This window comes from Bacillus cereus group sp. MS39 (assembly GCF_040448665.1).
In the GTDB taxonomy this organism is placed as follows: domain Bacteria; phylum Bacillota; class Bacilli; order Bacillales; family Bacillaceae_G; genus Bacillus_A; species Bacillus_A wiedmannii.
Window position 1 is genome coordinate 1,937,908 of the sequence record NZ_CP123058.1, and the last position, 21,255, is coordinate 1,959,162.

Below are 21,255 nucleotides of genomic sequence, written 5' to 3' on the forward strand. Positions count from 1 at the left end.
ATTAATATGGAAAAATACCACGGAAAGAGCACGGAACAAATTATTCAGAAATTGATGCCTGGCAGTGTAAGATCGAGTGTCGTTATGGTATGGGTAGTTATTAATTTTATGATTTTAACCCCATTTTTATTTCCTCCAACCTTTACTATATACTTATATGTAATTTTACCTTTTCTTTTCATTGCTAATATATGGGGGGGATGGGTATTTTTTTGTAAACCAAATGAGCCAAGGTTGGTACACATTTTATATAATGGATTTATGGGAATAACTTTTTCTTTTGGAAGCTTTATAGTGATTCAAAAGATTGCATATACTTTTATTGAAATTGAAACACCTCTGTTTTTTATTGTTACTTTTGTGCTTTACATTTTTACAATTTATAAATTGATTTCTATTGGAGTGAAAAGTTTTTTAAAGCGATTAAACAATGAAGAAAATGACAATATAAAAATTTCTCCAATTGTTTATTTATCAGGATTGGGATATGTTATTGGACAAATATGTATAGGTACATTATCACAAAACGGTTTAGCGACGGTCTTAATTTTAGTCTTTTCTTTATTGGCTGTTGTGTGTAGTGTATATGGCGTATACATATGGGTATATGTTGATTTGAAGAGGAAGGAAATGGATGGGATGCATAATGGACAAATATAATGGCAACAACATAGTGAATTGTATACGAATATTAATACCATTTGATATAAGGAATGTAGTAGGGGCCTTTATGTGGGTTATCATGAATTTTATGCTACTTATCATTTTATTCATATTTCCACCGTTCAATATATACTCCTACGTAGCCTTACCATTTTATGTGATATGTAATCTATGGGGGATTTGGGTTTCCATTTATAAGCCCCGGCAGTCTCAGTTGCAACATTTACTATATTCTGGATTTGTTTCATTAAGTATTTCATTTTGTAGTTTTATAGCTGTGCAAAAGTTAGCTTACGAATTCGTAAAAATAGAGTCGCCTTTATTTTTTATTTTATCGCTTATTGCATATAGTTTAATTGTTTATAAATCTGAATTATTCTGGATTAAATATTTTACAGCCCGCTTAAGAGGGACAACGGATCAAGATGTAAAAATCCCTAAAATTGTATTTTTTTCAAGTTTAGGTTATATGATTGGTCAAATTAGTATTGGAATTTTGAGCCAAAAGGCTATGGCTATTTTATTAATCATTCTCTTCTCATTTTTTTCCGTTGTGTTCTTAGCTCTAAGTACACATGTATATTTTTACTTTGATTTTAGAAAACAAGGTATTACTTCGGGACATTTAAAAGAATTACATTCTCAAAAGAAACCTAAATTGTCAAGGAAGGAAAGGAGACAATCCGTGGCTGCTTCGGGACATGTAAATATACCACATTCTCAAAAGAAACCTAAACTTGCAAGAAAGGATATACGAAATTAAGAATTTGTAATTAAGTAAAACCTAGATTTACGTAAATATCACGTCAAATGACAATAGAATTTTATCTTGTATGAATGGAAATTAAAGAAGTTAGATAGGAATTAGGCTGTACAGAAAATTCGATGTGTTCAAATACTAATTAGTATAAGATAGATATATAACTTATACTGATTAAAGCTTTACCGTACTGAAAAAATAATATTCACAAATTTTAATAGGTTTGGTATGATTAATTTCGACAAGTTAATCGAGGCCGGAGATATTTGAGATAAGCCATAAATTTATTTAGGGGTACAGAAGTGTCCTCTAAATAAATTATGGCTTTTTTTATTGGATGAACCGTACACAATAGGGAAGTTACATGTGGAAAGGAGGGGTATAGAAAATAAATAGTTTTCTATATTAATAACATAAGGAAAGTATATTCGTAAGACTGAAATTTTAATATAAGCTTATAAAAATAATGAAAATATATCTTCTATTTCGTGTAAATCTCATTAACTTGTTGAAATTTACAACGTAGGAAGGGTTAGAAGGATGAGAAAAATTATTAGCGTGTTAGTTATTTTCTTTATGACGGGAAGTATCTTTGCTGGGGGAGCTGTTCATGCGAAAGCAGAAGGAAAGCATGAGTGGAATACGAATAAGTTTTTAAATATTGCACATCGCGGAGCAAGTGGACATGCACCTGAGCATACTTTTGCTTCTTATGATCTTGTGAAAAAAATGAAAGCGGATTATTTGGAGTTAGATATTCAATTAACTAAGGATGGCCAATTAATTGCAATGCATGATACAGCAGTTGATCGCACTACAAATGGAACAGGTGAAGTACGAGATAAAACATTAAGTGAAATAAAAAGCTTAGATGCAGGATCTTGGTTCAATAAAGCTTATCCAGAAAAGGCTAAGCAAGAGTACGTTGGTCAAAAGGTTCCGACTCTTGAAGAAATCTTCCAAAAGTACGGAAGAAGTATGAAGTATTACATTGAAACAAAATCACCAGATGTTTATCCAGGAATGGAAGAGAAATTGTTAGCGTTGTTAAATAAATATAATTTAGTAGGTCAAAACATGTCTTCTAGCCGTGTTATGATTCAATCATTTAGTAAAGACAGTTTAACAAAGATTCATAGTATGAATAAAAATATTCCGTTAGTTCAACTGCTTTGGTATTATCCAAATGAAAACAATGAGATTGTTGAATGGTCTGGTATTACACATGAACCGAAAAGTGTAACGAATGATGATTTTCAAGAAATTAAAAAATATGCAGTTGGTATTGGACCGAACTTACGTAATGATAACGGAGAACTAATTATTGATGAGTCATATATGAAAATGGCTAGGAAAAATGGACTGTTAATTCACCCGTATACAATTAACGAGAAACCAGATATGAGATTGTTAATTAAATGGGGTGCTACAGGAATGTTTACAAATTATCCTGATCGATTACATAGTGTGTTAAAAGAAAAATAAATAGGAGAAAAGGTATACCGATGTTTTGGTATACCTTTTTTTATTATGCTAGATTATAGTAGTAGGATACATATTCTTCTAAGCCTTGAACTTCTTTTTCAGGTGGCTCAATGCCGCCTTTTCTACCGTAGCAAATATTTCTCAAGTATTCTCCAAAAATCATAGAGCGACTCTTTTCATTTTCCATCCAATTATATCTATTAATTATAAACTAACCATCGAAACTTGTATCAAATGTAAATGGAATACAAGTAACAGTATTAGGTAGATGTTTTTTTAATACTCTATATTGTCGACCAGCTCCTAAACTTTTACATACAAAGAGTAATCGATTAATCTTTGTGAAATCAAAAATCTTTTTCGCTTCCATTACATTAGCGATAGAATGGAGGGAGTTTGTCTCGAATATAATAACGTCTTTTGGTACGCCATGTTCCATTAATTTATTTACAATTACTTCTGCTTCTGATAAATCCCCGTAATTCCAGATCGGATGTTTCATGCCATGCAAACTAGTACCGCCTGTAACGATAATTTGGTTTCCTAAGCCTTGTTGATAAGCTTTTAGAGGGGCTTGCCAATTGCCAGGATGAGAACCGCCGAAAACGAAAATGGCATCACATTTTTGTGGTGTGGTTTCTTTTAGAAAAGTGATTTCTGTAATTTGATCGATTTGTTTTTTCGTAAGAGTAGGGACATCAGGATATTTAGGGATTACCATTTGAAAACCTCCTATATAGTAAAATGATAAATTCATTATATAGCGATTTTATTAAGTAGAAAAAGAGAAGCTTTTTATTTGAAAGTTCCCCTTTTAAGATAACTCTCCAACAAACCAAATCTCTTTTTCATAGATTGCATCCTCATCATAAATGACTTCTTGAAAGTGTAACATTTGGACAGTAGGACAAATTGAAATTCTCCATGCTTCCCAAAAATCAGATTCATTTGAAAGAAGAATCCATTTTTGGAATTCACTATTTCTATTAAAGAAATTATGAAAGTAACCCTCATTTTTAAATACAATGATTTGTGAGTCCCATAAATTCTCTATAGAAATTAAAGTAACAACTCGATATGTATGTGTATCACTCGGCTTTATTTTTATTAAATGCTGTGCTTGATTTAATAAGGTTTGTATACATAATCGTTTTACTTTTCTAGGTGTTTTATGAGACTCGATAAAAGCTTGAGAAACTGGTAAGGGCATATACCAATATTCATCGTCACAGAAAGCAGAAGGGAACGTTTTTGTATTTTCTTCAATTCGCTTTATCATAGTGTTAATTTTACGCTTCATACCACGTATTTTCTTTTCACGCATTGTTAAATCATCTCCATAAATTTTTGTAATGCAGCTGAGTGATATATATCGTTTCTAGTAATAAAAGTAGTAGGAACTTTTTTGAATCTATTTGGTAAAGGATTGAATGATAGGTCATGTTCATGCTCCTTTAAAATTGATTTCATCATAATCGCTACGCCCATACCTGATTTTACACATGCAAGTATCGCTTCAATTGTTCCGAATTCTAATACTCGTTTAGGCGAGATGTCTTCTTCTTGAAGCCAGTCTTCTAATAAACTTCTATAATAGCACCCGTGACTAAAGGCAAGTAAATTCATGTCTCCTATGTCTTTAAAGGAGGATAAAGGTTTTTTACTAATGAGAACTAATTCTTCTTCCCGAAAGACACTTGTATGAAGTTCAGCGTGCTGAGTAGAGCCAGCTATAAACGCTCCGTCTAGTTTTCTTTCTAACACTAGCCTAATTAGTTGTTCGGTCGTATTTGTTTCTAAAATCAATTCGACTTTTGGGTGTTTCTCATAGTAGGCCGTTAATATAGAGGGAAGCCTTACCGCAGTTGTAGATTCTGTACATCCAATTTTCAACGTGCCCTTTGGCTCAGTTCCATTACTTTGAACCGCTTTTATAGATTGATCCATTAAGTGGATAATTTGTTTAGCGTATGTTAATAAAATCTCACCGTTAGAAGTTAAAGTTACACCTTTTCCGTTACGGTAAAATAAAGGCACATCTAATTCATTTTCTAGTTGTTTCATACGCATTGTTACGCCTGATTGTACATAGTTCAAATTTTTAGCTGCGTGAGAAATATTACTTTCCTTCGCAACTTCGTAAAATACAGTTAAATCTTTTATGTCCACGTATCATCCCTCCGAAAAGGTATCAATTTTTTTAATGGATTATATGATGAATCTTTATTTTATATGATATCAGAACTTTCATACAATGGAAGTGGATGGAGGGATTATTTTGTTAATCGAAGAAAGGGTGAATAGAAATTATAAGTGGATGATGTTAATTGCTGCGACGATTGCTCAAACAACAGCGACACTTATAACGTATGGTGTTGGAGTTTTGGCGTTATTTTGGAAAGAAGAATATGCGCTTACGAATACGGAGAGTGGATTGTTAGTAAGTGTTGTAAATGTTGGACCGCTATTTTGTATGCTGTTCGTCGGTCGGCTACTTGATCAATATAATGAAAAATTATTAATTTCTATCAGTTCATTTTTGCTAGGAGGTTCGCTTTTACTAACCAATATAGTAAGTGGATTTAATGGACTGTTATTTGTACTTTTATTAGTAGGAATGTTTTATAGTGTTTCCCAGCCAGGAGGAAGTAAAGTGATTTTAAAATGGTTCTCAAAAGAAAATCGTGGATTCGCGATGGGAATAAGGCAAGCTGGTATACCGATTGGTGGCGCGTTAGCGGGAGTTTTAATCCCGTTTCTTACAATACAATATAATGTGACTTACGCGATAAATAGTATGGCATGCATTTGTATAATTGGAGGTTTATTATTTTTTATGTTTTATAAAGAGCCATATGCTCAGGAGGAAGTAAGGAAAGAACATATTAAAATTTCTTTTTGGACGCAGCTAAAAGTAGTGATATGCAAAAAAGAGTTGTATCCAATTTATATAACGGGGATTTGCATGATTTCATTGCAAATGGTGTTAGTTGGGCACTTTATGAAATTTCTAGTAAGGGAACAATCCATTACATCTATTGTAGCCGGAACAGTATTTTCAGTTATGTTCTTTTCTGGAATGATTGGCCGTGTTGCATTAGCAGCTATTAGTGATTTGTTTTATAAGGGGAATCGGCACATACCTTTATTTATAGCTGTCTGCGCTTCTATCGGTTTGATTCTATTGTTAGTAATGTGCATACATACAGTAACGAGTGGAGTATTATATGGTATAAGTGCATTGTTAGGCTTCTTTTCAATTGGATGGTTTAGTCTTTTTATCATCGAAGTTGCTGAATTGGCAAGTGAAGAACGTGTTGGAATAACAGTTAGTTTGGCACTGACATTCAATCAAATTGCGATTATTGTTGCACCTGTTTTATTTGGTTATATTGTAGATGAAAAAGGCTATACGTATGCGTGGTTATGTATAGTGGTATTACTATGTATCTCGGCAGTGAGTTTATATAGTAAAAACCAAAAATAAAAGAAAGTTAGCAATGTAAATTTTTTATGAAGAAAGTCTAAAGAAATGCCGAATGAGCGACATTTCTTTTTTTATATGTTGTATAATCAAAATATAAATGATATTCGTTTTCAATGATGTTCATTGCCTCTTTTGAAATTTCCTGTCACTTTAGCCATAATGAGTTGTTTTTCTGTATGTTATGTGCATGATTTATTTTGTTTGAAAATTTTTCAGCATCATGTCCTTTTAATATTAAAATCTTTTTTACGTAATATTCAATTAAAACTATGTTGTTTTTTGTCACACGATAATGAAACATTATATCATCTAATCGATTGCGTCTATCAGCATTTTTCATGTTTACAACTCCGTTCTTTATGATATGTAACAAATGTTACATAAGATGTTGAAATTATAGTAGGGTGTATACGATTGTAAGGTGGAAATTTTGCAAGAAAGAAATACAATAGAGAGTAGCCAAAAATTGAATATGAGAAAAAGGAATCTAGTTTAATTAGGTGAATATAATAATATAAAGTATTTGAAAATTAACAGATATAGAATAGAATGGATGCGCGTTAAGTGAAACTAGATAAAAGAGGGTTCCTATTATGCTAAAGAAATGGTTAATTGTTTTCTTTATTTTTGCTATTTTTTGTGGGAGTGTCGTTGCACTAATACATGTAAATAAAGGTAAGAAATATGATATAAAGGCATTTTCTAATTTAAATAGTAAGCAAAAGGACGGTATGCAAGAAGTTGATGCAAATGAAAAAAAGCGCTATGAAGTTGTAGCTGGAAAACTAGATCAATATTTAAAAGAAAAAGGATTTAATGGGAGTGTTCTTGTAGCTAGTAAAGATCATGTGATTTTACGAAAAGGTTATGGGTATGCGAATGTGAAAGATAAAGTAGTCACGACGCCAAGAACGAAATATCGTATTGGTTCTATTACGAAAACAGTAGTTGCAATATCTATTATGCAACTAAAAGAAAAAGGGAAATTAAACATTGAAGACAATGTAAATAAGTATATTTCTTCATTTCCGGCAGATAAAAACATTACGTTACGAAATTTGTTAACACATACGTCTGGGTTGCCAGATCAGGGACAAGGTAGGGTTGATGCGGCGTCACGATTAAAGTTAGTAACGTGGATTGGTGCACAAAAATTGCAATTTCCTGCAGGGACTGGGTGGAAATATACAGATTATAATTATATGGTGCTTGCGTATATTGTAGAAAAGATATCGAATAAACCGCTCGCTGAATATGTGAAAGAAAATATTTTTACGCCTGTTGAAATGCATGAATCAGGAATGGGGGCTACCCTTCCTGAAGATATTTTCTTAGCAGAAGGTTATACGAAAAAAGATAATGAGTTAATAGCTGCACCCCGCTTAAAAATGAATTGGTTGTATGGGTGTGGTGAAATGTATACGACTGTTGAAGATATGAAAAGATTAGATGAGGCTATTATGGATGGAAAACTGCTGTCTAAACAAAGTGTATTAGATATGTTTACTGCATCACCTGTAAGAAAATATGGATTTAGTTTCTATACTAATCCAGATTATTATCATAATCATGGTGTATTAGCTGGTTGGAATACATTTAATAATTTTAACCGGGATAAACGAACGTTTGTAATATTATTCTCTAACGTACAAAATGATATGAATGATACGTTTAATCAGGAGTTTAGGAAAATGGCGAATGATTTAATAGAAGGAAAATAATAATTTGTAAATCGGTATTGATATGTAATTATCAATACCGATTTTTTATTTGGGAAATTTCAATGAAGAAGTAACTATGAAGAGGGATTATTAGAATAATTTTATATAGGAAGTTAAATGATATGTATGTTAAATATAGGAAAGTTGCTGCGTGAAGTTCATCTGTTCGTATTGAATTTATGCGTAAGATTAATTGTTAAATTTTACATCTACAAAAAAGCTTGAGCTTCACACTATGTGAAGCTTTACATTATTGGAGACAAGAACAGGAGGTTTACAAAATGAAAAAAATAGTAAAGTTTTGCTTAATGGCTACATTATCTACAACGATTATTAGTGGATGCTCTTTTGAGGGGAATAATGAAAATGCTAAAGGGAAAGAGAGTGAAAAAGTAGAGGTACAGAAAAATGCTGGGAAATATACGATGCCAGATGAAAAAGATAAACATGAAGGTACATGGCTACAATGGCCTCATGAATTTACATATGGTGAAGAGTATAAGCAGGAAGTGGAACCGATTTGGATTAAGATGGCAAGTGCATTAACTGAAGGTGAAAAAGTCCACATTGTTGCATACGATGAGGAGGAGAAAGAGCGCATTAATAAGCTTTTGATAGATAAAGGACTGAATATGGATAAAATTGATTTCTTTATCTCGCCTACTGATGATGTATGGGCAAGGGATAGTGGACCAATTTTTGTTTATGACAATAATAAAAATCTCAAAATATTAGATCCAGCATTTAATGGTTGGGGGAAGAAAACTCCTTATAAAAATGATGCTCGTATACGTGAGAATGTTAGTAAACAATCAGGGATTGAAAGAATTGATTGGGGAAAGTTTGTCCTTGAAGGTGGTGCAATTGAATTAGACAGTAATGGGACTGCTTTATTAACCCGGAGTGCTGTGACGAATAAAAATAGAAATCCTGATTTATCAGAAAAGGACATTGAAACATATATTAGTGATCTTGGGGTAACAAACTTTATTTGGTTAGACGGAGTGCCTAATTTAGATATTACTGACTTTCATATTGATGGATTTGCTAAATTCCATGGTAAATCTACGATTGTAACGATGAAAGAAGATGACCTAGCCGAATGGGGTTTGTCAAACAAGGATATGGATGCATTGTTAGATGCAAAAAATGCGTCAGGACAGAAATATAAGTATGAATACTTACCTCTTAGTAAAGATAAAGTTACTTTAGAAAATGGAAAAGTTCTCGATTATAAGGGGTCGTATATTAATTATTATATTGGGAATACAGTTGTATTGGTGCCTAATTATAATGATCCGAATGATAAAATCGCAAACGATACGATTCAGAAGTTATATCCAGATCGTAAAGTAGTTGGTATTGATGTGAGAGAGCTTTATAAAAATGGCGGCATGATTCATTGTGTTACACAGCAACAACCGATTCAATTGAAATAATCGATTGAAATTCAGCAACCTTCCGACAAAATAGGTACATTGTTACCTTTATCTATTTTGTCATGTTTTATTTTTTGTAAAAAGGAGCAAGGGCATTGAAAGGAATAATATTAACTAGTTTCCTAATGATAGGACTTATGATTCTATTATTAAATTTCATACTTTCATATAAATTTTTATTATTGTATTTTAAAAACCTGTCAAGAGTCAATTTTCCGCTCAACCACGGCTATATATTTTTATATAAATATATAATATTTCTCCGTGCTATAATCCATTCATGAAATGTGCACGTTTCGAAAATTGTTATGAAAAGGTAAATAGTTGACATAGTGAAATTAGTTATTCAACCATTATTAAAAAGCGAGGTAAATAGTATGGAACAAAAACATAATGGAATTATTTTTACTGCAATACCAGATAAATCAAATGCATATTATCGTCCATTTTATGAAGACCTGATTTATTTTAATGAATACTTAAATGAAAATAAAGCATTTACTGATCAACTTATATCTTTATCTGTTGAAGAGCAAGGCTTTCATACAAGCTCTTTTGAGTATGATGATATTTGGCTAAGAGATGTTGCGCCAGTTGTAACAAGTCATCTAGTTAAATTTAAATATCGCCCAAATTATTTACCGAAAGATCAAGGGCGATATTTAGATCAACAATTTAATAAATGGTTGAAAAAGAATGACTTTGAATATGTGAAATCTCCATTGATATTAGATGGTGGAAATCTGATTTGGAATAAAAAAGATACTGTTATATTAACGGAACGCATATTTGATGATAATTATGAGTGGACGGAAGAAGAAATTATAGAGCAACTGGAATGGGATTTAGATGTGAGTCGAGTTATTATTATTCCTGCTGAAGAAGGAGATGTACTTGCACACGCAGACGGAATGGTTAAATTTATTGATGAACATACAATGTTTATTAGTGATTTTTTAGGGGATCATGAATTTAGATATAATGTTCAAGAAATTATTCAAGAGCAAATGCCAGAAGCTGAATTTATAGTTGTTCCGTCATCATATACAGAAAAGGGGCAATATGATCAAGAAATAGCATCGGCAAAAGGTTTGTATATAAATATGTTAGAAACATGTGAAACGATTTACGTTCCTAAGTTTGGATTAGCTAAGGATAGGGAAGTTTTACGATATATTCAACAACATACGGAGAAACAAGCTATTCAAATTCATGTAGGAGAAATATCAACAATGGGAGGCGCAATAAATTGTTTAACGTGGTACTGTCCTCATCATTTGCTACCTTCAAAAATGAAGAGCTTGAAAAATCAGAATGGAGATTTTTCAGTAAGGAAGATTTTTGATTGGTTTTAAAATAAGCGTATAAGAAAATGTATTCAAGGGGTAAGTATATGTATACAATTACTGAGTTTTCACGGATTTGTAAAATGAGTACACGGATGCTAAGGCATTATGACAAAGAGGATATATTAAAACCAGCATATGTGAACCCGGAAAATGGGTATAGATATTATGAGCAAGGTCAGTTAGAAATAGCGTTGAAAATAAAAAAGTTAAGGGAGTATAAGTTCCCGCTACCAAAAATTAAAATCATTCTTCAGTCGTCAGATCAAGATTCGTTTGTGAAACATATGCAAGCACAAATTATAGAGTTATCTCATGAGGTGAAACAAAATTTACAGGTTATTTCAGAAATGAATGAAATGGTAAGTATGAATAATGGTTTAAATATCGCTCGCAATAGAAATTACGATATATTTATTGGAATGAGAAATGAAATAACAGTAATTGCTCAAAGACTGCAAATAAATATAGATGATATGGATGATTATTTTTATGACTTATATGAAAAAGTACAAAAGAGTAACTTTCAAATAGTCGGTTCGCCCTCTACAGTCTTTTATGATGAAGAGTATATTCCAAATCAGAGCGAAATTGAATTAAGAATTCCGGTCATGCATAGGAACAATAAAGATGTAGTACAAGAATATGAAATAAAAAAACTAAATCCGCATCAAATTGTTACTACTATGCATTATGGAAGTTATGACTATATAGGTTACGCATATATTGCGTTAGAAAAATGGATTGAAAGAAATGGTTATGTAATAGAGGATTCGCCATATGAGGTTTACGTAAAGGGTAACTAACTGTTACGATTTATTTAACCAATTATAAAGAAAGTTAATTAAATATATCAGTAAGCCCTGCTAGTCAAGTGATTGGCTAGTAGTGAGGGTTAACTGCGGGCAATCCCTAAAGCTGATTGAACTACAACGTGGCTAGAAATAGCGAGCGTGAATGTCGCGAAAGCAGAAAAAATCAATCAGATCGTGCAAGGTTAAATCCTAAACACTAGAACAATGGGTCTTCCGCCTCGAATCATCTAAGTCAAAATGGATAAGATGAACGTTCAACGACTATCTCGTATAACTGACGAGAGTACACCACAAGCCTATGGTGGTGGAAAAATCCTCTATCTCTAAAGAGATAAACATATAGTCTGCGCTCATGTGAAAACATGAGAAGTTCATAAGAGAACTGGCTAAGGAATTGCGCCCTTAGTTGAACGAGATACATTTAATTAAATCTATCAAACCTCATTGAATGTATCGAACGTATGTGCTACGTTAGGTTCAATGAGGTAAGAATAATAATGAAATTTTTACGAGTTAGTCAAGTATCAGAATTAACAGGTTTGCATCCGAGGGGTCTCAGGAGAATGCTGGTGGAACACGCTACGATTCAGAAGAACAAATCTTTCATTAAAGGAGTTACATTCTGATGATATTGGCGAAGAAAGTCAGACTAATTCCAACGCCTGAACAAGAAAAAGTGCTTAGAAACCATGCTGGTGCTGCAAGATTCGCTTATAACTATTGTAAAAGAATGAGTGATAGATATTATAAGCTATTTGGAAAATCTGTTTCACAGTTAGCTTTACAGAAACGATTTACAAAGATCAAGAAGCAAAAGAGATATGAGTGGTTAAATGACATCAACGCACAAGTTCCTAAACAGGCTTCAAAAGATTTTGATACGGCGAGGAAAAATTCGTTCAAAAAGTACAAAAATGGTTATCATACTTCTTATAAATCTAAAAAAGATTTAATCCAAGGATTTTATGCCAATTATGAAAGACTGATTATAGGAAAGAAAGTAGTTCATATTCAGTCTATTGGAGAAGTGAAAACAAGCCAACAACTACCAAGAAACAAAAAACCATCCAATCCAAGAGTTACATTTGACGGTCGTCACTGGTGGATGAGTGTAGGATTCCAAGAAGACTTTGAATTACAAGAACTAACCAATGAGTCGATCGGTGTGGATGTTGGTTTAAAAGAGCTGTTTGTAGCTTCTAATGGTATGAAAGAACGAAATATAAACAAAGATGCCAAGGTTAAAAAACTTTTGAAAAGGAAAAAGTCAACACAAAGAGATATGTCTAGGAGATTTAAAAAAGGTGTAAAAATTCAATCTGCCGGATATGAAAAAGCGAAAGCTGAGCACCTGCGGTTATCTAGGAAAATTACGAATATCCGAAATAACCATATCCATCAAGCAACAGCTAAATTGGTGAAAACCAAACCAATGAGGATTGTTGTGGAAGACTTATCTATCTCAAGCCTGTTAAAAAACAAAAAACTATCGAAAGCATTTTCCTTTCAAAAATTAAACTTCTTCTTTCAATGTTTATCATACAAGTGTGAGAAGTACGGCATTGAGTATGTAAAAGCTGATAAATGGTTCGCTTCAAGCAAGATTTGCTCATGTTGCGGAGGTAAATACGACCATTCAGTTCAACCAGAAGGACAGTGGAGTTTAAAGATTCGTGAATGGGACTGTGTTGGGTGCAATAGCCATCACGATAGGGATGTAAATGCTGCGATAAATTTATCAAGATGGGTAAAATAAATGCTTGATAATAGGAGGTAACGATACTGCCTCGTGTGGAGTGTTATACCCCTCGTCCCTTTGGGGCTGCGAGAACACGATGAAGCACTAACTTGTGTAAATTTGATTGAATTGTATAGATTTAGTTAAGTTTATCGTATCGGACCTGAATGTGATTGTTTAGTAGAGGAATATGTGACACAAATTTGTTTTTTAGTGATGAAAATAGACTGAAGATAAGGATTGACATTAACACTATGTCAATCCTTATTCTATTTATGTAAGCAATTCATCATAATAAAAAGGAGAAAAAATATGAAAAGAACAATTATGATTGTTTGTCTGATTCTAAGTGTGACATGGGTTTCAGCTTGTACTCCTGGAGTAGGAGAAGGTGAGAATGGTAGCTTTGTTCTACCTAATCAGTTGCCCAAAAATGTAGTGTTTAAAAATGGTACGATCTATACTTCAAATGGCAAGCAAGACATTGTAGAGGCTGTGGCCGTTAAAGAAGGGAAAATTACATTTGTTGGTTCAAACAAGGATGTAGAGGGATTTATAAATGAAGATACGAAAGTGGTGGATTTACAAGGGCGATTTATCCTCCCTGGTTTTGTGGACAATCATAATCACATATTTGAAGCGAAATCACCAGCAGCAGGGAATTGTAGTGTCTCATCAGATGCTTCCCTGCAAAAACAACGCTCGTATTTAAAGGCTTGTAAAAAAGATGTGAAAGATGGCGAATGGATCAGTGGAACGGGATTTAGTTTGGAAGAGCTATTAAAAGATATGGACGAAAAGTCAGAACAACAAACGCCATTACAAGTTCTTGATGAGTTATTTCCTAATAATCCCGTATTAATTATGGAAAGAACTTCTCATTCTGTATGGGTTAACTCAAAAGCATTGGAATTAGCGGGAATAAATAAAGATACGAAAGATCCGCAAGGCGGAAGAATTATTCGGGATCCAGAGACAGGAGAGCCGTTTGGAATTCTTTATGATACAGCTGGAGACATTGTGATGGAAAAAGCATGGAACTCCCAACCTAATCTGTTTGAAAAAAATTATGAAGGTTTGTTAGACGGTTTAGATGAGGTTGCGAAGAATGGTATTACTACAGTTGGCGATGGACGTCTCTATTGGAAACGAGGTTGGTTAGATGTTTGGAATAAAGTAAATGATGAGAAAAAGTTAACATCGCGAGTAGTACTTCGTCCGTGGGTATATCCGAACTTAAATGAAGCAGAACAAATGGAGTATTTCAAAAAAATTAAGCGCGATGATGTATCATCTCGAATGCTTATTAATCAAGTGAAAATGTATAGTGATGGAATTAGCATTAACAGCACAGCTAAAATACTAGAAAAATATAAATTTGAGTGGTTTAAAGGAACACCGTACGGTTTGAACTATATTCCAGAAGAAAAAATGAAGTGGTGGTTGAGTGAACTCAATAAAATTGGTTACGGTGCACTCATCCACACAATTGGAGATGGCGGGGTAAGAGAGAGTTTAAATGCAATTGAAGCAGCGAAAAAAGAAGGGGCGAATCAGCCTTATACACTTACGCATGTTGAGATGGTAGAAGATAGTGATATAAATCGTTTTGCTAAATTAGGTATTAGCGCTGATTTCCAAGTAGGTCATGATTTTGCGGAAGATCCAAAACAAAGCTGGGCAAGTACGTATTTCTCAGATCAACAGATGAAACGAATTATGCCGTTAGGACGCATTTGGAAAACAGGAGCAAACGTATCACTTAGTAGTGATTGGGATGTAAATGAACTAAATCCACTTGTGACGATTTCGAATGCACTAAGTATTGATGAAAAGGGCTTGTCTGATGTATACGCAGCTATTGATGCATATACAATTAAGCCCGCCAAAGCATTAGGTCTTGATACTATTACTGGTTCAATTGAAGTAGGTAAATCAGCCGATATGGTATTACTAAATGAAGATATTACTAAAATGAGTGCCGATAAGATTCCGAATGCGAAAGTTTTAGTGACGGTTTTACAAGGAGAAGTAGTGTATCACAAGGAGAAATAAAGAGACACCTTATAAAGTAGTTACAAGGAAATGAATATATTCCTGTTGACCTTAACACGATGTCAAAGTTTAGACTGAACTTACATTCGAAGAAGGGGTGAACATGTATGAGAAATATGGAAAATAGTTTGTTTTATATGCCAGCTGAGTGGGAAAAGCATGAGGGGACATGGCTCCAATGGCCTCATGATAAAGCTCATAGAGGTGAAGGTTACAGAGCTAAGCTAGATGATATTTGGGTAACGATGGCAAAGGAGCTTCATTACGGAGAAATTGTGCATATTGTTGTATATGATGAAGAAGAAAAAGTACATGTCCAATCGAAGTTAATGGAAGCGAAAGTGGATATGGATAAAATTGATTTCTTAGTTCAAGAGACGGATGATGTGTGGGTAAGAGATAATGGGCCGATTTTTGTAAAAGATAAGGAAGGCAATCTCTGCTTAACACACTGGATTTTTAATGGGTGGGGTGAGAAATATCCGTATGAAAATGATGCGGGTATTCCGGCGGAAATAAGTGAAATGTTTAGCATTCCAAAAGTTAAATCTAGTGTCTGTTTGGAGGGCGGGGGAATAGAGATAAACGGAAATGGCACCTTAATGGCGGCAAAAACTTCTATTATAAACGAAAATCGAAATCCTACACTAAGTCAGGAAGAGATTGAAATAGAGTTAACGAAGTATCTGGGAGTAACGAATTTTATATGGATAACTGGTATTCGCGGAGAGGATAATTATGATGAAGATACAGATTACCATATTGATGGGGCAGCGCGTTTTGTAAATGAAAATACAATTCTTTATGAATATGATCCTTTCGGGGAAAGTGAATCATACCTTTTGGAAGCATACGAAAAGCATTATCAAGAATTGCGACAAGCAAGAAATATAGATGGAAAACCATTTCAGCTCATACCAGTACCGGTGACAAGAAAAATGGTAAAAGAAGCAGACTGTAAGGGCTCATATTTGAATTTTTATATTGGAAATGAAGTTGTATTAGTTCCTATATATGGAGATGAGCATGACAAGTTAGGGCTTCAAATCATTGAAGGGCAGTTTCCGGGAAGAAGAATTGTCGGTATTTATGTAAATAAACTGTTTGCGTATGGTGGCATGATTCACTGTGTGACGCAGCAACATTTAGCATAAAGTAACCGAAATGAAAAAAGCATGCAGAGTATATACTCTGCATGCTTTTTTATAATGCTGAAAATTCTTCAACAAGTGAGCTAAAACGGTTTAATGCACTTTCAATCGGTTCTGGCGTAGTTAAATCAACACCAGCTTTTTTCAGTAAGTTTAATGGATAGTCAGAACTTCCGCCTTTAAGGAATTCAATATAATGTTTTTGAGCATTTGGGTCGCCGCTCAATAACTTATCAGCAATTTGGATTGCAGAAGCGAATCCAGTTGCATATTTGTACACGTAAAATGGACGATAGAAATGCGGTATTCTAGCCCAGCCGTATTTTACTTCTTCGTCAAATACGAGAGAGTCGCCATTATACTCTCTAAACAAGTTTTCATAAACTTCGCTAAAGACTTGGGCATTTAATGGTTTACCTTGCTGCACCATTTCATGTGTGATTTTTTCAAACTCAGCGAACATGATTTGTGTAAAGAAAGTGCCTTTAAATTTCTCGATGAAATGGTTTACTAAATGGTTACGTACATTAGCATCTTTGGCTTCTTTTAATAAATGATGAATTAATAGCACTTCATTTACTGTAGAAGCAACTTCTGCGACAAAAATAGTATAGTGTGCAGAAATTCTTGGTTGGTATCCGTGTGAGTAATGTGTATGCATGCCGTGTCCACATTCATGAGTAAGAGTGAAAAGGCTATTTAAATCATCGTGATGATTTAAAAGAATGAAAGGATGAACACCGTATACACCAAAGTTATAAGCGCCGGAACGTTTTCCAGGTGTTTCTCTTACGTCGATATAGCGTTTATCTTTAAAGCTTTTTAATGTTTCAATATATTCTTCACCTAATGGAGCTAGTGATTCGATCATCATGTCAAATGCTTTGTCATATGGAATGTCTTGTTTTACACCCGCTACTAAATCAACGCCCAAGTCGTATTGACGTAGTTCATCTACATTTAATTTTTCTTTTCGAAGTTCATTATAGGTATGTAGTGATTGAATATTTTTTTTCGTCGTCTCAATTAAATTTTCATATACTTCTTTCGGAACCATGTCGCCAAATAATGACTTTTCTAAAGCTGATGGATATTTTCTTAGCTTTGAAACAGTAACATTATTTTTAATAGCAGCAGATAAAGTAGAAGCGATAGAATTCTTTAATTGAACGTATGGCTTGTAATAAGCTTTATAGGCTTCTTTACGTTTCTCGCGATTCTCATCTTCTATTAACTTTGCATACATTCCGCGCGTTAAAGTAACTTTTTCTCCATCATCAGTAGTCACTTCACCAAATAGTATATCCGCATTATTTAACATGCCATATGTATGCTGCGGAGAGGAAAGTGCTTCACCCATTTGTGATAAAATCTCTTCTTGGTCTTTATTCAATACGTGTTTTTTATAACGGTATAATTCAAATAAATCTTCTTTATAATATTGTAAGCCTTCTGCTTCTTCTATGTAAGAATGTAATGTGTTTTCATCTACGCTAAGTAAGAATGGGGAAAAGAAAGATTTAGCCGCACTTACTTTCACGTGTAATTGTGATACTTTATCGACAAGAGATTGGGCGTCAGTATCGCGCGTATCAAGGTCAGATTGTAATCGCGCATAAGCGAACATTAAAGATATTATGCTAGAAATTTCTTCACTCTTTGTTAAATAAGCTAATAAGCTATTGCCGTCGTGAATAGTGCCATTAAACTCATGTAAGTCTTTCGTTAATACTTCAATTTTATGAAAATCGCTTTCCCAATCTTCAATGCTATGGTATATATCCGTTAAATCCCATTTCTCCTTATCAGCTACTTGTAGTCGATCTTTAAGTTCTGTCATAATCATTTCCTTTCTAAATATGTAGTTATATTCCTATATAACTATGAAATACAACAAATTGCAAAAAATCCCTGCTGAAAATTGAAAAGCCTTGCTAAAAATAGCAAGGCTTAAAAAATTATAATGTAATGCCGAATTTTGAATGTAAAAGCTTTTTATATTGCACATCTGTAACGTTTTCTTTCGTTTTTTTACCGTTTTTCGTTATTGTCAGACTATCCTTTGTTAAAGATGCATGCCCATCTTCAGTTAATTTTACAATAAGAGGTACTTTGTTGAATGGTGAGCCCTCATGTTCAACGATAATTTTTTGTGCTGCATTTGCTTTTTCTTCATCTACTTCTTCTATATAAAATGCATAGCCTAACGTCCAATCATCAGCAGAAGATTGATCCAAAAACTCATTATTTTTACGCATCTCTAACATGTAGTTTCCCTTTTCAGTCATTTCTTTACGAATACGATAATCTCCTGTAACGGAGTGAATGACTTCACTTGAGAAAGGGACAGGTGCAAGAGGTAAGTATGATCCGAATCCTACTTCAATTAAATAAAGTTCATTATGATGTGTTAAAACAGTTGCGATATGGCCAGAATCCACAGCCCATATAGAATTTGCAGCATTGTACACTGTTCCTGAAACGAGATGAACATCAAATCCAGCGTCTTTAAGGAAGTAATACATAGTAGGATTGAGTTCATAACAAAGACCGCCACGGTTGTTTACTAAAATTTTTTCTTTTAGATTTTCTTTTGATATTTGTGTAAAGCTGTTTTCGAGAATATTTAAGTTTTCAAAAGGGACAGTTTGTGCCATTGCGCACATAATGTTAGGTAAATCTTCAAATGAAACTTTGTGTTTTTCTTCTATATGTAATCTTGAAAAAAATTGTTTTTGAAAGTCCGTCATAGAAATCCCTCCGTTATGCGTTTATAGATAAATTGTAAACAATCTTGAATAATATGTGAAATAAAAACTACGGTGCAGTATTTGGTGAATATTTGATGTTAGATTAAAAAATAATGTGGGAGAGTGAGAGATTGCTACTTTACTAATTCTAGAACGAATATTATAATAATTCCGATAAACTATGCAAACGTTTTCTTAGAAGGGGATGTTGTAAATATGTTAAAAAAAATAACAGTAGTCGGCTTGTCGGTTGTTTTGTTTTTACCTAGTATACATGGGGGAAGTAAAGTGTATGCAGATACGGTTAACAATGGAACGTTAATGCAGTATTTTGAGTGGTATGCTCCGAATGATGGGAATCATTGGAATCGCTTGCATTCAGATGCTGAAAATTTAGCGCAAAAAGGAATTACATCTGTTTGGATACCACCTGCATATAAAGGAACTACGCAAAATGACGTAGGATATGGAGCATATGATCTATATGATTTAGGTGAATTCAATCAAAAGGGAACAGTGCGGACGAAATATGGGACGAAAGAACAATTGAAATCTGCAATTGACGCTTTACATAAGAAAAACATCGATGTATACGGTGATGTAGTTATGAATCATAAAGGTGGGGCTGATTATACGGAAACTGTCACAGCAGTTGAGGTAGATCCGAGCAATCGAAATGTTGAAGTATCAGGTGATTATGAAATTAGTGCGTGGACGGGATTTAACTTTCCGGGGCGCGGAGATTCTTATTCTAATTTCAAATGGAAATGGTATCATTTTGACGGAACGGATTGGGATGAAGGAAGGGAATTAAACCGAATTTATAAATTTAGGGGCATAGGTAAAGCGTGGGACTGGGAAGTGTCTAGCGAGAATGGAAATTATGATTATTTGATGTATGCGGATCTTGATTTTGATCATCCAGATGTTGCGAATGAAATGAAAAAATGGGGAACGTGGTATGCGAATGAATTAAATTTAGATGGATTTCGTTTAGATGCTGTTAAACATATTGATCATGAATATTTACGCGATTGGGTAAATCATGTTAGACAGCAAACGGGGAAAGAAATGTTTACAGTAGCTGAATATTGGCAAAATGATATCCAGACTTTAAATAATTATTTAGCGAAGGTCAATTATAATCAATCTGTGTTCGATGCACCACTTCATTATAATTTTCATTATGCTTCAAAAGGAAATGGGAATTATGATATGAGAAATATTTTAAAAGGAACAGTAGTTGCGAATCATCCTACACTTGCAGTTACGCTAGTTGAAAATCATGATTCACAGCCTGGTCAGTCATTGGAATCTGTAGTGAGCCCTTGGTTCAAACCGTTGGCATATGCATTTATTTTAACGCGTGCAGAGGGATATCCTTCTGTTTTCTATGGTGATTACTATGGTACAAAAGGAAATAGTAACTATGAAATTCCAGCGTTAAAGGACAAAATTGATCCGATTTTAACGGCACGAAAAAACTTTGCATATGGTACGCAGCGTGATTATTTGGATCATCCAGATGTGATTGGCTGGACAAGAGAAGGTGATAGTGTACATGCTAATTCTGGTTTAGCAACATTAATCTCTGATGGACCAGGAGGGGCAAAGTGGATGGATGTTGGAAAGAATAACGCAGGGGAAGTATGGTACGATATTACGGGTAATCAAACAAATACTGTAACAATTAATAAGGATGGATGGGGGCAATTCCATGTAAGTGGAGGCTCAGTTTCTATATATGTTCAGCAGTAAATTGGTGTTGAAAAAGAAGAGGTAGACTGAAATATAAGTTTCCTCTTCTTTTTATATTCTGTATAGTTATAAAAGTATGACACCTTT

The 21,255-nt window shown here is 33.7% G+C and carries 16 protein-coding genes and 3 pseudogenes; 13 read left to right on the top strand and 6 right to left on the bottom strand.

The annotated features are described in order from the left end of the window. The first annotated feature begins 6 nt into the window (after positions 1-6). From QEP67_RS10075 to QEP67_RS10085, 3 genes are all read left to right on the top strand, one after another. Positions 7-660, top strand: coding sequence for a hypothetical protein (locus tag QEP67_RS10075; protein WP_000417242.1), 654 nt, complete (start codon positions 7-9; stop codon positions 658-660). Continuing rightward, entirely contained in the window at positions 635-1,426 is a 792-nt protein-coding gene (locus QEP67_RS10080) for a hypothetical protein (protein ID WP_000501776.1), read from the top strand. The genes QEP67_RS10075 and QEP67_RS10080 overlap by 26 nt, the downstream gene beginning before the upstream one ends. 537 nt (positions 1,427-1,963) lie before the next feature. Then, positions 1,964-2,908, top strand: a complete 945-nt coding sequence (locus tag QEP67_RS10085; RefSeq protein WP_001226338.1) for a glycerophosphodiester phosphodiesterase — start codon at positions 1,964-1,966, stop codon at positions 2,906-2,908. 43 nt (positions 2,909-2,951) lie between these two features. Here QEP67_RS10085 and QEP67_RS10090 read toward each other — a convergent pair. The 3 genes and pseudogenes from QEP67_RS10090 to QEP67_RS10100 all read right to left on the bottom strand — a co-directional run bounded on the left by QEP67_RS10090 (position 2,952) and on the right by QEP67_RS10100 (position 5,077). Further along, a pseudogene (locus QEP67_RS10090) lies at positions 2,952-3,629 on the bottom strand (YdcF family protein). 93 nt (positions 3,630-3,722) lie between these two features. Further along, positions 3,723-4,232 carry a DUF3916 domain-containing protein gene (locus QEP67_RS10095; RefSeq protein ID WP_001208321.1) on the bottom strand — a complete coding sequence of 170 codons (510 nt, stop codon included), beginning with the start codon at positions 4,230-4,232 and terminating at the stop codon, positions 3,723-3,725. Between the two features lie 2 nt (positions 4,233-4,234). After that, positions 4,235-5,077, bottom strand: a complete 843-nt coding sequence (locus QEP67_RS10100; RefSeq protein WP_000351722.1) for a LysR family transcriptional regulator — start codon at positions 5,075-5,077, stop codon at positions 4,235-4,237. An 85-nt stretch (positions 5,078-5,162) separates the two neighbouring features. Between QEP67_RS10100 and QEP67_RS10105 the strand changes: the two genes are divergently transcribed. Continuing rightward, on the top strand, positions 5,163-6,395 hold the full coding sequence (locus tag QEP67_RS10105) for an MFS transporter (protein WP_353706569.1): 1,233 nt from the start codon (positions 5,163-5,165) through the stop codon (positions 6,393-6,395). Positions 6,396-6,505: 110 nt separating this feature from the next. On the opposite strand, the pseudogene QEP67_RS10110 reads toward QEP67_RS10105, so the two are convergent. Further along, a pseudogene (locus QEP67_RS10110) lies at positions 6,506-6,735 on the bottom strand (hypothetical protein). 253 nt (positions 6,736-6,988) lie between these two features. Between QEP67_RS10110 and QEP67_RS10115 the strand changes: the two are divergent. The 8 genes and pseudogenes from QEP67_RS10115 to QEP67_RS10150 all read left to right on the top strand — a co-directional run bounded on the left by QEP67_RS10115 (position 6,989) and on the right by QEP67_RS10150 (position 16,663). Continuing rightward, positions 6,989-8,116 carry a serine hydrolase domain-containing protein gene (locus tag QEP67_RS10115; RefSeq protein WP_000915182.1) on the top strand — a complete coding sequence of 376 codons (1,128 nt, stop codon included), beginning with the start codon at positions 6,989-6,991 and terminating at the stop codon, positions 8,114-8,116. Between the two features lie 281 nt (positions 8,117-8,397). Then, complete coding sequence (locus QEP67_RS10120; protein ID WP_000724910.1) at positions 8,398-9,555, top strand: agmatine deiminase family protein; 1,158 nt, start codon at positions 8,398-8,400, stop codon at positions 9,553-9,555. 377 nt (positions 9,556-9,932) lie between these two features. Then, the gene (locus QEP67_RS10125) at positions 9,933-10,910 is read left to right on the top strand and encodes an agmatine deiminase family protein (protein ID WP_000435527.1); all 978 of its coding nucleotides are present in this window, start codon (positions 9,933-9,935) and stop codon (positions 10,908-10,910) included. 38 nt (positions 10,911-10,948) lie between these two features. Continuing rightward, positions 10,949-11,707 carry a MerR family transcriptional regulator gene (locus tag QEP67_RS10130; RefSeq protein WP_000288085.1) on the top strand — a complete coding sequence of 253 codons (759 nt, stop codon included), beginning with the start codon at positions 10,949-10,951 and terminating at the stop codon, positions 11,705-11,707. 634 nt (positions 11,708-12,341) lie between these two features. Then, positions 12,342-13,472, top strand: coding sequence for an RNA-guided endonuclease TnpB family protein (locus QEP67_RS10135; RefSeq protein WP_000599316.1), 1,131 nt, complete (start codon positions 12,342-12,344; stop codon positions 13,470-13,472). A gap of 129 nt (positions 13,473-13,601) precedes the next feature. Further along, positions 13,602-13,685: pseudogene (locus QEP67_RS10140) on the top strand (MerR family transcriptional regulator); the annotation flags it as partial. Positions 13,686-13,766: 81 nt separating this feature from the next. Next, positions 13,767-15,509: an amidohydrolase gene (locus QEP67_RS10145; protein WP_000831433.1), complete on the top strand. Its 1,743-nt coding sequence runs from the start codon at positions 13,767-13,769 to the stop codon at positions 15,507-15,509. A 107-nt stretch (positions 15,510-15,616) separates the two neighbouring features. Beyond that, positions 15,617-16,663: an agmatine deiminase family protein gene (locus QEP67_RS10150; protein ID WP_001245335.1), complete on the top strand. Its 1,047-nt coding sequence runs from the start codon at positions 15,617-15,619 to the stop codon at positions 16,661-16,663. Between the two features lie 49 nt (positions 16,664-16,712). On the opposite strand, the gene pepF is transcribed toward QEP67_RS10150, so the two are convergent. Both pepF and QEP67_RS10160 read right to left on the bottom strand, forming a co-directional pair. Next, the gene (gene pepF, locus QEP67_RS10155) at positions 16,713-18,500 is read right to left on the bottom strand and encodes an oligoendopeptidase F (protein ID WP_000137561.1); all 1,788 of its coding nucleotides are present in this window, start codon (positions 18,498-18,500) and stop codon (positions 16,713-16,715) included. Positions 18,501-18,618: 118 nt separating this feature from the next. Then, positions 18,619-19,410: an arylamine N-acetyltransferase gene (locus QEP67_RS10160; RefSeq protein WP_000129223.1), complete on the bottom strand. Its 792-nt coding sequence runs from the start codon at positions 19,408-19,410 to the stop codon at positions 18,619-18,621. A 216-nt stretch (positions 19,411-19,626) separates the two neighbouring features. On the opposite strand from QEP67_RS10160, the gene amyS reads away from it, so the two are divergent. Then, entirely contained in the window at positions 19,627-21,168 is a 1,542-nt protein-coding gene (gene amyS / locus QEP67_RS10165) for an alpha-amylase (protein ID WP_000913989.1), read from the top strand. Positions 21,169-21,255 lie beyond the last annotated feature (87 nt).

Excerpts from the sequence above, each read along its gene's own strand:
- QEP67_RS10120 (WP_000724910.1), top strand. The coding sequence starts at position 8,398 with ATGAAAAAAATAGTAAAGTTTTGCTTAATGGCTACATTATCTACAACG.
- QEP67_RS10085 (WP_001226338.1), top strand. The coding sequence starts at position 1,964 with ATGAGAAAAATTATTAGCGTGTTAGTTATTTTCTTTATGACGGGAAGT.
- QEP67_RS10105 (WP_353706569.1), top strand. The coding sequence starts at position 5,163 with ATGGAAGTGGATGGAGGGATTATTTTGTTAATCGAAGAAAGGGTGAAT.
- QEP67_RS10145 (WP_000831433.1), top strand. The coding sequence starts at position 13,767 with ATGAAAAGAACAATTATGATTGTTTGTCTGATTCTAAGTGTGACATGG.
- amyS (WP_000913989.1), top strand. The coding sequence starts at position 19,627 with ATGTTAAAAAAAATAACAGTAGTCGGCTTGTCGGTTGTTTTGTTTTTA.
- QEP67_RS10135 (WP_000599316.1), top strand. The coding sequence starts at position 12,342 with ATGATATTGGCGAAGAAAGTCAGACTAATTCCAACGCCTGAACAAGAA.
- QEP67_RS10160 (WP_000129223.1), bottom strand. The coding sequence starts at position 19,410 with ATGACGGACTTTCAAAAACAATTTTTTTCAAGATTACATATAGAAGAA.
- QEP67_RS10115 (WP_000915182.1), top strand. The coding sequence starts at position 6,989 with ATGCTAAAGAAATGGTTAATTGTTTTCTTTATTTTTGCTATTTTTTGT.
- QEP67_RS10125 (WP_000435527.1), top strand. The coding sequence starts at position 9,933 with ATGGAACAAAAACATAATGGAATTATTTTTACTGCAATACCAGATAAA.
- QEP67_RS10095 (WP_001208321.1), bottom strand. The coding sequence starts at position 4,232 with ATGCGTGAAAAGAAAATACGTGGTATGAAGCGTAAAATTAACACTATG.
- QEP67_RS10075 (WP_000417242.1), top strand. The coding sequence starts at position 7 with ATGGAAAAATACCACGGAAAGAGCACGGAACAAATTATTCAGAAATTG.
- QEP67_RS10150 (WP_001245335.1), top strand. The coding sequence starts at position 15,617 with ATGAGAAATATGGAAAATAGTTTGTTTTATATGCCAGCTGAGTGGGAA.
- pepF (WP_000137561.1), bottom strand. The coding sequence starts at position 18,500 with ATGACAGAACTTAAAGATCGACTACAAGTAGCTGATAAGGAGAAATGG.
- QEP67_RS10130 (WP_000288085.1), top strand. The coding sequence starts at position 10,949 with ATGTATACAATTACTGAGTTTTCACGGATTTGTAAAATGAGTACACGG.
- QEP67_RS10080 (WP_000501776.1), top strand. The coding sequence starts at position 635 with ATGGGATGCATAATGGACAAATATAATGGCAACAACATAGTGAATTGT.